Origin of the sequence: Halomonas sp. CnH100-B (genome assembly GCF_024124605.1) — a bacterium.
Taxonomy (GTDB): domain Bacteria; phylum Pseudomonadota; class Gammaproteobacteria; order Pseudomonadales; family Halomonadaceae; genus Vreelandella.
The window spans coordinates 170800-184656 of record NZ_JAMXRX010000003.1; the positions used below are offsets into that span (position 1 = coordinate 170800).

Here is a 13857-nt window from a genome sequence, read left to right on the forward strand (position 1 = left end):
AAAGGGGAGGAGTGTCATGACGTCACTGACCAACCAATATGCGCCTAGAGATGCCAAGATTAAGCCGATCAGCGGTCTAGCTGACCGCCTTTCGCGAGAGCTCGCGGGCGATGTCTTATTTGATCAGGCGACTCGGGGGCGTTATGCCACTGATGCTTCTATTTATCAGGTGACGCCCGTTGGCGTGGTGATCCCACGCCACCAAGAGGACCTGAAAATTGCCCTGGATATTGCCCGTGATGCCCAGGTGCCCGTATTGGCGCGGGGGGCAGGCACCAGCCAGTGCGGTCAAACCGTCGGGGAAGCGTTGGTGATTGACACCACGCGCTGGCTGAACCAGGTGGTGGAGTTTGACCCAGAAGCACGCACCGTCGTGGTGGAGCCAGGCATGGTGCTAGATCACCTGAATGCTTGGCTAAAGCCCCATGGACTGTGGTACCCGGTGGATGTATCCACCAGTGCCCAGTGTACGATTGGCGGCATGGCTGGCAATAACTCCTGCGGATCGCGCTCTATTTACTACGGCAACATGGTCCATAACGTCGAAGGCATTGAGGCTATTCTTGCCGATGGCTGTGAAGTGAATTTCAGCTTCGTCGATGGGTTTGCAGACCGTTCGCGGGAGCAGCAGCTCGCCCAACAGGTGAGAGCCATTGCCGAACGGGTAGGTGGTGATATTCGCGACCACTTCCCTAAAGTGCTGCGCCGAGTGGGCGGTTATAACCTCGACCTGTTTGATTGTCAGAACCCTATTCCCTACGACCCGGATGGGCGCGCTAATCTAGCGCATCTGTTGATCGGTTCTGAAGGCACGCTGGGAGTAAGCCGCCGTATTAAGCTGAAACTGTCGCCTCTTCCCGAACAAAAAGTGTTGGGCGTTGTTAACTTTCCAACGTTCTATCAAGCCATGGACTTCACCCAGCACATCGTCAAGCTGGGGCCGATGGCCGTCGAGCTGGTTGACCGCACGATGATTGAGCTTTCGCTTGAAAATCATGCGTTTAGGCCGGTGATAGAGAAAGCGCTGATAGGCAAGCCGGAAGCCATTTTACTGGTAGAGTTTGCCGGACAGGACCGGGATGCTCAGCTTGAAGCGTTACGCCGCCTTAATGAATTGATGAGTGATTTAGGCCTGCCCGGCAGTGTGGTGGATATGCCGGAAGCCGCTGAGCAGAAAGCCCTGTGGAACGTACGCAAGGCCGGGCTCAACATCATGATGAGCATGAAAGGCGATGGTAAACCGGTCTCCTTCATCGAAGACTGCGCAGTGCCCCTTGAGCATCTTGCCGAGTACACCGAAAAACTGACCGACGTATTTAACCGCTACGGCACCGAGGGCACTTGGTATGCCCACGCCGGGGTAGGGACACTGCACGTTCGCCCTATTTTGGATATGCGCCGCGACGGTGCGCAGAAAATGCGCGAAATAGCGGAGTTGGCCTCCGCACTGGTGCGCGAGTACAAAGGCGCGTATTCAGGTGAGCATGGTGACGGTATTTGCCGTGGCGAGTGGGTCGCTTGGCAGTTTGGTGAAACCATCAACAATGCCTTCCGCGAAGTAAAGCAGCTCTTTGACCCGGAAAATCTGTTCAATCCTGGGAAAATCGTCGATACCCCGAAAATGGATGATGAGCGCTACTTCCGCTTTCCATCCACCTATCAGCGTATTCCGGTGACGCCTGTGTTTGATTGGTCCCCCTGGAACGTCAAGCGCGACCCGCTCACCGGTGAGCAAACGCCGCCAGGCAGCGCCGGAGACACCACCCATGGGTTAGCCATGGCGGTAGAGATGTGCAACAACAACGGCCACTGTCGCAAGTTTGACGCAGGGACGATGTGCCCCAGTTACCGTATTACTAAAGAAGAGCAGCACCTGACTCGGGGCAGAGCGAATACGCTGCGGATGGTGCTCTCGGGGCAGCTGGGCGATGAAGGGCTCGCCAGTGATGAAGTGAAAGAGGCGCTGGATCTATGCGTTTCCTGTAAAGGGTGCAAGCGCGACTGCCCCACGGGCGTCGATATGGCAAAGTTCAAGATCGAAGCGCGGGCGGCGAAGGTGCGTTCCAAAGGGCTTTCGCTGCGTGACCGTATGGTGGGGGAAATGCCCCGCTACGCGCCGTGGGCTAGCCGCTTCTCCAGCGTAGTGAACAGCGTTGAGCGGGTTCCCATTCTGGCAAAGCGTCTTAAGCAAGCGCTGAAGCTTGCCCCGCAAAGATCGTTACCCGTGTTTAACAGTAGTTTTTTAGCCACGGCCTCCTCCTCGCCCACCACAGCAATCGCTGAGCGGGAAGTGCTGCTGTTTGTTGATACCTTCAATAACTACATGGAGGGCGATAATGCGTCCGCTGCCAAGCGTGTGCTAGAGGCGGCGGGCTATCATGTTCACCTGAACGTGACCAAAGGCCAGCGGCCACTCTGCTGTGGCCGCACGTATCTCTCTTCGGGCCAGTTTGAGAAAGCCAAGGCAGAGGCACAGCGTACGCTGGATTTCCTGATGCCGTTTGTCGAGCGCGGAGTGGCGGTGGTGGGGCTCGAGCCTTCCTGTTTGCTCAGCATGCGCGATGAGTTTTTGCAGTATGGTTTTGGCGAGCAGGCGCAGGCGCTGTCAGCATCTGCCTATCTGTTTGAGGAATTCTTGGTACACGCCCACTCAGCGGGCGAGTTGCCGCTGCAGCTAAAACCCATGGAAGGCCAACGCGTCATGTTGCATGGGCACTGCCATCAAAAAGCATTTGATGCTCTGCGCCCAGTCGAACAAGTGCTGAACTGGATTCCAGGCGTTGCAGTCGAGACGATTGAGTCATCCTGCTGCGGCATGGCGGGCAGTTTTGGCTATGAAGCCGAACACTACGAGGCCTCCATGAAAATGGCCGAACTGACGCTGTTGCCTGCCGTGCGCAGCGCGAGTGATGACGCGGTGTTAGTGGCTGATGGCACCAGCTGCCGCCATCAAATTCATGATGGCAGCGGACGCGAAGCCATTCATGTTGCTCGCCTGCTGGCGCAGGCGCTAGCCTAAGCACAACAACCCATAGAAGGAGCGTCTCGTGGCCATTTATCAATTTGGCGAGCATCAGCCCGCGATTCATGACGATGTGTATATTGCCGACACGGCCGATGTTATCGGCCAAGTCACTCTGAAAGCGCGCTCAAGCGTGTGGTACCAAGCCGTGCTGCGCGGCGACAGCGACCACCTGGAAATCGGTGAAGAGAGCAATATTCAAGACGGTGCCGTGCTGCATGCCGACCCAGGCTACCCATTAAAAGTCGGAAAGGGCGTCACGGTAGGCCACCAGGCGATGCTGCACGGCTGTACCGTGGGCGATGGCTGCCTGATTGGCATTCAGGCGGTGGTGCTCAATGGCGCAGTGATTGGTGAGAACAGCTTGGTAGGGGCAGGAGCCTTCATCAAAGAGGGAGCTGTCTTTCCGCCCAACTCATTGATTGTTGGCTCGCCTGCCAAAGTGGTCAGAGAGCTCTCAGCGGAGGCAGTGGAAGCGTTAAAGCTCAATGCGCAAAGCTACGTGATCCGTGGACAGCAGCATGCAACAACGCTGAAGCGTATTGGTTGAGGGATTTTCTGAAGCAAGGTTCGAAAGGCAATATATGCAAGCAAAGCACTAAAACATTTACCCCCAGGCAATGCCTGGGGGTAAATAGTTTACAGGGTCGTGCAGAGTGCTACATCAGCGGGTCAGTCACACCCAAAACATAAAACGCGATCAGCGCGATAATGCCGGTGAAGACCAGGTAGTAGATGGTCGGGATGATCGTTTTACGAATGGTGGTGCCCTCACGGCCGAGTAGGCCGACGGTAGCCGACGCCGCCACGACGTTGTGAATTGCGATCATGTTACCTGCGGCCGCACCCACGGCTTGTAGTGCGACCATCATCGCCGTGGAGAGCCCAAGCGTTTCGGCCACGCTGAACTGGAACTCCGCCAGCATTAGGTTAGACACCGTGTTGGAGCCTGCAATAAAGGCGCCCATGGCCCCCACTGCCGGGGCAAAGAACGGGTAGATACCGCCCACACCGTTAGCCACCGCTTGTGCCATCATGACGGGCATCGAGACCAGATCCGCGCCGTTGACGCCGGAGTTGATCAGGATACGTACCATCGGCACGGTGAAGATCAGGACGAAGCCCGCACCAAAAATGGTTTTGGTCGACTCGGATACTGCAGCGCTTAACTGGCGCGGGTTCATGCGGTGCAGGAAGTAAGTCACCAGCACGACGGCAAGGATGATACCGCCGGGCAGGTAGAGCGGCTGAATGCCACCGCTAACACCGGCTTCACCAAAGATATTCGCCCAGTTCAGATTGATGGAGGTCAGCGCGGCTTTAAGCGGCTCAATGGTGCGTGAGGCCACCAAAAATAGCGCGAGAAGTACGTAAGGTACCCAACCTTTAAAGGTGGACATCGGTGCTTTACCGGCCACATCGTCCAGCTTGATTTGCAGGTTGCCGATCCACTCGTCCGGCCAGGCAGTCGATTCTGGGAAGTCCCAGGTATCTTTGGGCAGCAGGAAGCCTTTACGTGCGGCAGGTACCACAATCGCTAGGCCCACCATCGCACCAATCATGGAGGGGAATTCCGGACCAAGCAGCACGCCTACCAGCATATAAGGCACGACGAACGAGATACCGGTGAAGATCGCGAAAGGCGTGATGGATAGCCCTTCTTTCCAAGAGCGGTTGGCACCGAAGAAACGCACCATCACCACGACTAAAATCAGCGGCATTAAAATACCGACGATACCGTGGGTGATTGCTACAGAGCTGGTCACCTGCTGGAAGAATACGTCCCAGGTAGAACCGTTCGCTTCAAGCTGTGCGGTAATGTCTGCACGGTTCAAGCCGCTACCTACACCCACGACGATGGGCGTACCCACGGCGCCGAACGATACCGGTGTGGATTGGATCATCATGCCCACCACCACGGCGGCCAACGCTGGGAAGCCTAATGCCACCATCAACGGGGCTGCCACGGCTGCCGGTGTACCGAAACCAGACGCGCCTTCAATGAAGCAGCCAAACAGCCACGCAACAATCAGCGCTTGTACACGGCGGTCAGGGCTGATGCCCGAGAAGCCGTTGCGAATCGCGGTGATGCCGCCTGAGTGTTTAAGCGTGTTGAGCAGTAAGATCGCGCCGAAAATAATCCACAGCAGGCCAGCGGTCTGGATAAGCCCCTGTACGGTGGATGCCGCCACGCGGCTAAACGACATATCCCAAGCGGTCAGACCAATAATGGCTGCCGTCAGGAAGACAATCGGCATCGCTATTTTGGCCGGGATTTTGAAGCCTATGAGCAATATCCCAGCGAGCAACAGCGGCAGAAATGCCAGAAGAGCGAGTATAGTTTCATTCATGGGAGGAACGGCCCCTTGTTATTGATTTGGTGTGCTCCGCAGTAGCCAACTTGTCATTTCAATGATAGTTGGGTCAGCGTGAAAGATACGGTCAGGCGGGCTGAATGACTACATTGGAAAATTGGTCTTACCAGTGTGGATTGGCTCGTGAGTGCAAAAACCAAGCGGTCGTTTTAAATTAAGACGTTGTTTTTGTGAGGCTTTGAGCTTTACGTTAGCGTGCTAGCCAGACAGTGCCCATTAGACTAATAGACAGTGCGGCAAGCCTTCACGCAGCGAGCCTAGCGCGCAGCTTGCGTTGTTGATCGCTTAGACTCACTGTAGTGGCGATGCACTCACCATGACAAAAGGAGTACGATCCAATGGCGATTACCTTATATGACCTGTGCGGCCGCGATGAGCGCCTGCGTTTTTCCCCTTACTGCTGGCGTGTGCGGATGGCGCTGGCCCATAAAGGGCTGGAGTACACCACCGTGGCTTGGCGCTTCCAGGAGAAAGACGTTCTCGCGTTTGCCGATTACGACAAAGTGCCTGTGCTGACCGATGGCGACAACGTGGTCACCGATAGCTTCGACATCATGTGCTACCTAGACCGCGCTTACCCAGAGGCCCCGGTGGTGGGCGAAGGGGTGAGCCTTCAGCGCTTAATGCTGTTTAAGCAGCTGGTCGAGCGCAGCATTACCCCCGCGCTGTTCAAAATCGTGGCCTTAGACTTATTGGCAGCGATCCACCCCGATGATCGTGATTACTTCCGTAAAACCCGTGAAGCGCGTTTTGGCGCGACCATGGAAGCCGTTCATGATCCCGAGCAGGGGCGTCAGCTGCTCAAGCAGGCGCTGGTGCCGGTGAGCGCTCAACTGAAAGAGAGTCCGTTTTTAGATGGCGATGTCCCTAGCGGTGCCGATTACCTGCTGTTTGGCAGCATGATGTGGGCTTACACCGTCTCCACGGAAACGTTGGTGGACGACAAGGACCCCGTTGCCGCATGGTTCCAACGCATGCTCGAGGTCCATGACTCCGAGGCAGGGAAGGCCCTGACGGTTCGTGATCTATAATAGGTAGGGCGGCACTTGGCCGCCTGACACCCACAGGCAGCACTAACGGCTTAGGCCGTTAGTGTGTAAGGAGATGGCAATGATTGACCTGTATTACTGGACAACCCCGAACGGCCACAAAATCTCCATCATGCTTGAAGAGGCAAAGCTGGCTTACCGCATCAAGCCGATCAATATTGGCCGTGGCGAGCAGTTTGACCCTGAGTTTTTGACGATTGCGCCCAATAACCGGATCCCCGCCATCGTGGACCACGCCCCTAACGATGGTGGTCAGCCCATGGCGCTGTTCGAATCAGGCGCCATTTTGGAATATCTCGCCGACAAAACGGGGCAGTTCCTGCCAACAGAAGGGCGCGAGCGCTACGTGGTATTGCAGTGGCTCCACTGGCAAATGGGCGGTCTTGGCCCCATGGCGGGGCAAAACCACCACTTCTGCCACTACGCCCCGCAAAAAATTGAGTACGCCATTGAGCGCTACGTGCGCGAGACCAACCGACTGTACAGCGTATTAGATCAGCGGCTCTCCCAGCAGCATTACGTGGGCGGTGACCGCTATTCCATTGCCGATATGGCGATTTACCCTTGGATCGTGCCGTGGGAGAAACAGCGCCAGACCCTGGAAGAGTTTCCCGACCTTGAGCGCTGGTTCGAAGAGGTATCCCAACGCCCGGCGGTGCGTAAAGCCTACGCGCTAGTGGAAGATATCAATCCCCAAGCGGGAGTCACGATGGATGATGAAGCTCGTAAGCATCTGTTTGGCAACCGTTAATCCAACGGCTTTTTCTGGCCTTTGAGTGGGCGAAAGTGTGGCAAGCGCTGCATGTTGAAAAATCATGTTGCGCTGCACAAAAAGCGCTGCTAGCTTTGTGGGTAGCAACGGCAAACGCCCACTACCGGCCTGCCTCGGCGCGGGTCGAATCGCTAGCTCACTCAAGGAGATTACGTGATGAACAAGGCCGCAGAGAAAACCAGTCAGCAGTTCGAGTCGGTATTCGTGTCCCCCATGCGTTCCTACACGTTGGCGGCACTGAACTACTACGAGCAGCTGGTCGGCGCGCAGATGGATGCAGCCCGTGCCTACTCCGACATGACCATCGCTCAAGCGCGTACGTGGTTAGACGTGAAAGATGCGGATAGCTTCAAAAAAGCGATGGAGAGCCAGCAAAAAACTGCTGCCGATCTGATGGAGCGCATGAAAGGCGACTCTGAAAAAGTCACTTCTATCAGCCAGAGCTTCATGCAAGACAGCCAGAAAATGGCCGAAGAAACGACCAAGAAAGCGGTAGAGACTGCCAAGCAGTAATTATCCCGCTTGAGTGAAAAAATGCCGCGCCCAGAACCGAATCTGGGCGCGGCATTTTTGTCGAGATGACGTAAAGATTACCGTGATGCTTCGTCAGCACGGGCCCGAAGCCGGAAGCGTGCAATACGAATAATTTGTTGAATCGCGGTTTCACGCTCTTGGGCCAAGCCGTTCTCCAAACGCTCTTCGAATGCCGCGAGGATGTCGTAGCGGTTCAGCCCTTTCACCGCAATGACGAACGGAAAGCCAAATTTCTCTTTATAGGCCGCGTTGAGCTGCTCAAAGCGGGCAAATTCCTCGGGCGAGCACTGGTCGAGCCCTGCGCCTGCCTGCTCGCTGGTGGAGTCGTGCGTTAACTCTCCCGCCAGTGCGGCCTTACCCGCTAGATCGGGGTGAGCCCGAATAACGGCAATCTGCTGCTCGGGCGTTGCCTGTCGCAGCATCAAACCCATCAGTTCGGCCAGTGCGTCAGGGGTGTCATGTTCTGGACGCAAGCCTTGCTGCCAAGCAGCCTCTGCCACCCAGGGCGAATGCTCATACACATCGCCATAGTGGGAAACGAAGTCTTCCAGGCTGCACTGGCTGGGGGCAGGGGATAGCGTGAGTGGGGTAGCGGTCGGCACAAAAACTCTCCAGGCGTGCGAAAAGGGAAATGCTGTATACAATAAATAGCATCAACGGTACTCTTTGACCAATAGGTCAAGCTCTACACATACCCTCTATCCATAACACCAACAACCCCGCCAATGTAAGGAGTGACGATGGGACGCTTAACTACCCACGTGCTGGATACCGCCAAAGGGCAGCCCGGCCAAGGCATTACCATTGAGGTCTTTCGGCTAGCGGGCGGCAGCCGCGAGCACTTAGGCTCCACCGTCACTAATAGCGATGGCCGTTGCGATGCCCCCCTGTTAGAGGGCGAGGCGCTCATATCCGGTGAGTATGAGTTAGTGTTCCACGCGGGGGATTATCTACGTCGTCAGGGCGTCGACGCCGTCGAACCGCGCTTTTTAGACGTGATTCCGCTGCGCTTTGGCGTAGCCGATGCAAGCCAGCACTATCACGTGCCGCTGCTGCTCTCGCCGTATGGCTACTCGACCTACCGCGGTAGTTAAGAGGGCGGATCATGCAAGCGTACATCATTGAATTCGTAAACCTGCTGCTGCGCTGGCTGCACGTGATTGCGGCCATTGCCTGGATCGGCGAGTCGATCTACTTCGTGATGCTGGATAACGGCCTGCGCACTCCCAAAGCCGCTGAAGATCGTGAAAAGGGTGTTTTTGGCGAGATGTGGGCTGTGCATGGTGGCGGTTTCTATCATAACCAGAAATATGCCACGGCCCCGGCCAAGCTGCCCAACGACCTGCATTGGTCATTCTGGAAAGCCTATACGACGTGGCTATCGGGTTTTGCACTGTTCGTCATTCTCTACATGGTGAACCCCGGTTTCTACTTAGTGAACCCGGACAGCAACTGGGCCTGGGCGGCTAACCTCACCGGTTGGCAGGCGAACCTGCTGGCGCTTGGGTTCCTGCTAGGCGGCTGGGTGGTGTACAACGAGTTATGTAAGCGCATCAGCCCCAACATGGAGCGCGATGGACTGCTGAGTATTGCCGTAGCGGTGATGATGGTGGTGGTGGCCTACCTAAGTACTCAGATGTTTACCGGGCGGGCGGCATTTCTGCTCACCGGCGCGGTAATGGCCACGGCGATGTCGGCCAACGTCTTCTTCTGGATTATTCCCGGCCAGCGCCGCATGGTAAAAGCCATGAAAGCGGGGGAGACCCCCAACCCGCTAGACGGCAAACGCGGCAAGCAGCGTTCGGTGCACAACACCTACTTCACGCTGCCCGTGGTTCTGCTGATGGTGAGTAATCACTACTCCTTTATCTACGCCCACGAGCTCTCTTGGGTGGTGATGGTGCTGTTTATCTTTGCCGGAGCGCTGATTCGTCAGTTCTTTGTGCTGATGCATGCCGGTAACATTCAGCCTGCCTACCCTGCAGTAGGCGTTGGGCTGATTCTGCTCGCGTTCTGGGTGGCAGCGCCCAGCCCACGTGCCGCCGTGGAAGGCGCTGGCGGTGCGCCCACGCAAGCGCAAATATCTGGACTCATCAAGCAACACTGTACCCAGTGCCATGCCCGCAACCCTGAACATGCCGGTTTCTCCGCGCCGCCCGCAGGCTATGCCTTCGATAGCTGGGACGATATTCTTGGTCACAAAGCGCAAATCCAACAGGTTGTTGGCAGTCGCTACATGCCGCTTGGTAATATCACCAACATGAGTGACGAAGAGCGCGATATCATTGCGGCCTGGGAGGAGTAATCAGAGTCGCAGACAGGAGACATTATGAGTGATGCGCAGGCGGCGTTAAAACGGAGGCCTTCTGACAAAGAGGGCGATGAGCGCCACGAAGCGATTTACCGGGCGGTGAGCGATGCGATTGTGGAGCAGCGTCTTAAGCCCGGCGCTCGGCTGCGCGAAGATGCGCTAGCGGAAGTATTCGGTATTAGCCGCACGGGGATTCGTAAGATCCTTCAGCGGCTGGCGCTGGAGCAGCTTGTTACCTTGACCCCGCGTCGTGGGGCAAGCGTAACGCGCCCCACTGCCGATGAAGCGAAAGACGTGTTCGATGCCCGCCAGTTGATCGAGTGTGGCCTCATGCCCGATGTGGCCAGGCGAATGAACGCTGCGGCGGCGGCGGAGCTTCGCGACATGGCCCGCCAAGAGCGTCAAGCCCTACGCAGCGGTCAACAGAGCGTGGCGATTCGTCTCTCGGCGGATTTTCACGTGCGCTTAGCCCAACTCTCCGGCAACGCCACCCTGGCGGAATTCGTCGAGCGCCTCTGCTCCCGCTCCTCGCTGATCCTCGCCGTCTACGGCCATCGCGGCCACTTAGGCTGCGAATCCCACGACCACGACGACCTGATTGGCTACCTGGAAACCGGCAACGGCGAACGCGCCAAAGCCTTTATGAGCCGCCACCTCAAAGCCATCGAAGCCTCGCTCTCTATGGTTGAAGAGGAAGAGAACGTCCCGGATCTGCAGCAGATTTTTGGCGCGTAGCGACTCAGCTCTGCTCAGCTTTAATGACGGCTAAGCCGCTTCTCGAGACTCCCCACTAACATAAAAACGCCACCGGAGCTTATCCGGTGGCGTTTTTGGTGGTTATCTATATTGTGCAGTGAGTCATCACTACATGGCTTAGTGCGCTTTCTGCTCAGCCATCACGGGCGCTGCCTTAAACCGCTTCATCAGCCCGTAGTAGAACACCCCACCCAAACCTGCGCCGATCAGCCAGCCGTAGCCGCCTAAGCTGGCTAAGGCCGGTACTAGTACGGTAGAAAGCGAGAACATCGCCGCCACGCCAAAGGCGATAAGAGCGCGAGTGTTCCAGCCGTTGACGTAGTAGTAGGCGCTGCCGGGGGCTGAGGAAAACAGCTCCTGCATATTGAGGTGCTGGCGTTTGATCAGGTAGTAGTCCACCACGATGATGCCGTAGAACGGCGCGACGATAGCGCCCAGCGCATTCACAAAGCCCGGCACGCCAATTTGGCTGATCACCGAGATCCACAGCGCACCCACGAAGAAGGCAATGACGGCGGTAATCAAGCCGCCCATTTTGAAGCTGATTTTGCTCGGGAACAGGTTGGCTAAGTCGTAGGCGGGGGGAATGAAGTTAGCAACGAGGTTAATACCCACCGTAGCGGCAAAGAAGGTGAGAGCAGCCACAATGGTCAGCGGCAGCGAATCGACGCGTTCCACAATATCCGCCGGGTTGGTGAGCGCTTCGCCAAACAGTACCAGCGTGCCTGCGGTAATAATCAGCGCAATAAACGAGAAGAACGCCACGTTCAAGGGCAGGCCCAGCAGGTTGCCCATCTTCATCTGGCGTTCGGTTTTCACAAAACGGGTAAAGTCCCCGAAGTTGATCACCACTGCAGCGAAGTAGGCGACCATCGTACCCACAATGGCGAGAAACGCCCCTAGGCCGCCCTGCTCACCGCTGCCGCTAAAGATGGTGCCAATGGCGGGCAGTAGCTCGCTACCGGCTTGTACCCATACCACAATCATCAACACCACCATCACCCCATAGACCAGTGGGCCTGCCCAGTTCAGGAAGTGTTTGATGCGCTCAATGCCCTGCCAAAAAATCGCGATCTGAAACAGCCACACGATCACGAACGAGAGCCACGCCACCCCGGAAAGGCCGAGGAACGTACCCCCGTTGCCCACGCCAAACAGCGCGGTAATCAGCAGCGCCACGGCGGTAGAGGCGAAGTAGGTCTGCACGCCGTACCAGAAAATACCCACGATGGCGCGCAGCATGGCGGGCAGGTTGGCCCCACGTACGCCCATGCTGGCGCGTACCATGACCGGGAAGGGAATGCCGTATTTCACGCTGGGTTTGCCGGTCAGGTTGACCAAAAACATGACGATAATCCCGGCTAGAATAATCGCGGCCATCACGGCCCAGCCGTTAAGGCCATAAGAGAGAAACAGAGACGCTGCCAGGGTGTAGCCAAACAGGCTTTGAATATCGTTAGACCAAACGTTAAAAATCTCAAAAGCGCCCCAAGTGCGGTGCTCTGGCTTTAGCGGGGCGAGGTCTTCGTTATAGAGCGTTGGATCAATCTGCTGGATGTTTAGGTCGCTTTGGCTGGGGTGTTCATTCATTGCAAGGCTCGTTATCCGGAAATGGTCGCCTGCCACGCGAGGGTGGCAGGCGTTGGCAAGGCGAGTTACTGAGTGAAGCGCTGGCAGGCGGGCCAGTGTTTCATCAGCAGGTAGTAGGTCAGTCCGGCAGGAATGAGGCTGGCGTACCAAGAGACCGCCGAGAACGAGAGCGCTGCGACAATACCTACCGCTGTCGCTATCAGCGCCGCTTGGTTAATGCCTTGATAGGGGCCGTTTTCATCGTAGAGCTTGCCGATATCCAGCGTGCGGCGGCGAATCACGTAGTAGTCCACCACCAGAATGGCGAAGATGGGGCCAAGGAACGCGGAGTAAGTTTGTACAAAGAGCTGCAATCCTGCGGCCGATTCAGGCTGCACCAGCTTCCAGGGGAAGGTAGCGAAGGCGAGCAGGCCCACAATAACAGTGGCGACGGGGAACTTGAGCTTGAACACGTCCATCAGCACGTAGGTGGGCGGCACCACGTTATTCAGTACGTTGGTGGTCACCTGGGCGAAGGCGATAAACAGCAGTGTGATCATCAGCAGTGGCGTGTTATCCACCGCGTTGGCGAACACCTGGATGGGGTCTGCGGTGCCAGTGGCTTGCGACACCATGTAGCCAATCAGGCCCATAAACAGCGTGCAGGGCAGAATCGACATGGCGTAAATAGTGGTTAATAGCCCTTGGCCGGTGCCTTTTTTATGCTCACGGGAGTAATCGCTCACATTCAGCATCATGGTGCTGTAGATGCCCAAAAACAGCATGGTGGCGCTCCAGAAGGGCATCCCCCAAGAGCCTTCCATGGTCAGCAGGCTGGTGGAAAGCTCATCGCCGTAGCGCTGCACCGTGGCGTAGAACATGTACATCAGCGAGCAGAGAATAAAGGCGCTGCCGATATTTTCCAGCCACTTAATACCCTGAAAGCCGAGTACCGAAAGGCCAATCTGCAAACACTGGAAAGCAATGAAGTAGAAGATCAGGTTATCGAAGCCGAACAGCGTCGCCGACACCATGTTCAGGGCGCCTGCGCCAATCCAGCTTTGAAAACCGTACCAGACGATGGCAGGCACGGCGCGCACAAGGCCTGGAATACGCGTGCCGGTAAAACCGAACGCGCTGCGTGCCTGCACCATAAACGGAATGCCGTATTTGTAGCCAGCAGCCCCATTAATGGCGAGCGCCACGCCAATCACAAAGCAGCCAATGGCGATGGCCAGGGTGGCTTGCAGCAGGTTGAGCGTGCCCACTACGCTCGAACCCATGGCGAAGGTGCCAATAGAGACACACCCCCCAAACCAGGCTAAAAAGTAGGAGGTGCGCCCCATAATGCGGGTGCTTTGGGGAGCTAAGCTTTCCGCCCCAACGGCTTTGGCGGTGGCGGGGCTAGCCGCTCCCGGTAGTTCATCTGAGGTAAGAGCAGAGGTTGAAGTGCTCATGTTACCGTCCTC

The 13857-nt window shown here is 56.7% G+C and carries 12 protein-coding genes; 8 read left to right on the top strand and 4 right to left on the bottom strand.

The features are described 5' to 3' along the window. The first annotated feature begins 16 nt into the window (after positions 1–16). The gene (locus NH398_RS07545) at positions 17–3019 is read left to right on the top strand and encodes an FAD-binding and (Fe-S)-binding domain-containing protein (RefSeq protein ID WP_253017591.1); all 3003 of its coding nucleotides are present in this window, start codon (positions 17–19) and stop codon (positions 3017–3019) included. Positions 3020–3047: 28 nt separating this feature from the next. After that, entirely contained in the window at positions 3048–3572 is a 525-nt protein-coding gene (locus NH398_RS07550; RefSeq protein ID WP_253017593.1) for a gamma carbonic anhydrase family protein, read from the top strand. A gap of 109 nt (positions 3573–3681) precedes the next feature. Here NH398_RS07550 and NH398_RS07555 read toward each other — a convergent pair whose 3' ends face one another. Beyond that, positions 3682–5373 (bottom strand): L-lactate permease, encoded by a 1692-nt coding sequence (locus NH398_RS07555; protein ID WP_253017594.1) that lies wholly within the window; start codon positions 5371–5373, stop codon positions 3682–3684. 362 nt (positions 5374–5735) lie between these two features. On the opposite strand from NH398_RS07555, the gene NH398_RS07560 reads away from it, so the two are divergent. The 3 genes from NH398_RS07560 (at position 5736) to NH398_RS07570 (ending at position 7731) form a co-directional block, all read left to right on the top strand. Then, positions 5736–6428: a glutathione S-transferase N-terminal domain-containing protein gene (locus tag NH398_RS07560; protein WP_253017596.1), complete on the top strand. Its 693-nt coding sequence runs from the start codon at positions 5736–5738 to the stop codon at positions 6426–6428. Positions 6429–6507: 79 nt separating this feature from the next. Continuing rightward, complete coding sequence (locus NH398_RS07565; protein ID WP_159343106.1) at positions 6508–7197, top strand: glutathione binding-like protein; 690 nt, start codon at positions 6508–6510, stop codon at positions 7195–7197. Positions 7198–7374: 177 nt separating this feature from the next. Beyond that, entirely contained in the window at positions 7375–7731 is a 357-nt protein-coding gene (locus NH398_RS07570; protein WP_054640956.1) for a phasin family protein, read from the top strand. Between the two features lie 77 nt (positions 7732–7808). Here the strand turns inward: NH398_RS07570 and uraD are convergent, their stop codons facing one another. Next, the gene (gene uraD, locus NH398_RS07575) at positions 7809–8354 is read right to left on the bottom strand and encodes a 2-oxo-4-hydroxy-4-carboxy-5-ureidoimidazoline decarboxylase (protein ID WP_159343104.1); all 546 of its coding nucleotides are present in this window, start codon (positions 8352–8354) and stop codon (positions 7809–7811) included. 138 nt (positions 8355–8492) lie between these two features. Between uraD and uraH the strand changes: the two genes are divergently transcribed. The 3 genes from uraH to NH398_RS07590 are packed head-to-tail and all read left to right on the top strand — an operon-like array spanning position 8493 to position 10798. Then, positions 8493–8846 (top strand): hydroxyisourate hydrolase, encoded by a 354-nt coding sequence (gene uraH, locus NH398_RS07580; protein WP_253017598.1) that lies wholly within the window; start codon positions 8493–8495, stop codon positions 8844–8846. A gap of 11 nt (positions 8847–8857) precedes the next feature. Continuing rightward, complete coding sequence (locus NH398_RS07585) at positions 8858–10057, top strand: urate hydroxylase PuuD (protein WP_253017600.1); 1200 nt, start codon at positions 8858–8860, stop codon at positions 10055–10057. Positions 10058–10081: 24 nt separating this feature from the next. Further along, positions 10082–10798 carry a GntR family transcriptional regulator gene (locus tag NH398_RS07590; protein WP_253017602.1) on the top strand — a complete coding sequence of 239 codons (717 nt, stop codon included), beginning with the start codon at positions 10082–10084 and terminating at the stop codon, positions 10796–10798. 138 nt (positions 10799–10936) lie between these two features. Here the strand turns inward: NH398_RS07590 and NH398_RS07595 are convergent, their stop codons facing one another. Together NH398_RS07595 and NH398_RS07600 are read right to left on the bottom strand one after the other, a co-directional pair. Beyond that, positions 10937–12409, bottom strand: coding sequence for an NCS1 family nucleobase:cation symporter-1 (locus NH398_RS07595; protein WP_253017604.1), 1473 nt, complete (start codon positions 12407–12409; stop codon positions 10937–10939). Positions 12410–12474: 65 nt separating this feature from the next. Next, a complete protein-coding gene (locus NH398_RS07600) occupies positions 12475–13845 on the bottom strand; it encodes an NCS1 family transporter (RefSeq protein WP_253017606.1) in 1371 nt (456 codons plus the stop codon). Between the last annotated feature and the right edge of the window lie 12 nt (positions 13846–13857).

What these genes read in the sequence shown, in the direction of transcription:
- NH398_RS07545 (WP_253017591.1), top strand. Translation starts at nt 17, where the DNA reads ATGACGTCACTGACCAACCAATATGCGCCTAGAGATGCCAAGATTAAG.
- NH398_RS07555 (WP_253017594.1), bottom strand. Translation starts at nt 5,373, where the DNA reads ATGAATGAAACTATACTCGCTCTTCTGGCATTTCTGCCGCTGTTGCTC.
- NH398_RS07560 (WP_253017596.1), top strand. Translation starts at nt 5,736, where the DNA reads ATGGCGATTACCTTATATGACCTGTGCGGCCGCGATGAGCGCCTGCGT.
- NH398_RS07565 (WP_159343106.1), top strand. Translation starts at nt 6,508, where the DNA reads ATGATTGACCTGTATTACTGGACAACCCCGAACGGCCACAAAATCTCC.
- NH398_RS07570 (WP_054640956.1), top strand. Translation starts at nt 7,375, where the DNA reads ATGAACAAGGCCGCAGAGAAAACCAGTCAGCAGTTCGAGTCGGTATTC.
- uraH (WP_253017598.1), top strand. Translation starts at nt 8,493, where the DNA reads ATGGGACGCTTAACTACCCACGTGCTGGATACCGCCAAAGGGCAGCCC.
- NH398_RS07585 (WP_253017600.1), top strand. Translation starts at nt 8,858, where the DNA reads ATGCAAGCGTACATCATTGAATTCGTAAACCTGCTGCTGCGCTGGCTG.
- NH398_RS07590 (WP_253017602.1), top strand. Translation starts at nt 10,082, where the DNA reads ATGAGTGATGCGCAGGCGGCGTTAAAACGGAGGCCTTCTGACAAAGAG.
- NH398_RS07595 (WP_253017604.1), bottom strand. Translation starts at nt 12,409, where the DNA reads ATGAATGAACACCCCAGCCAAAGCGACCTAAACATCCAGCAGATTGAT.
- NH398_RS07600 (WP_253017606.1), bottom strand. Translation starts at nt 13,845, where the DNA reads ATGAGCACTTCAACCTCTGCTCTTACCTCAGATGAACTACCGGGAGCG.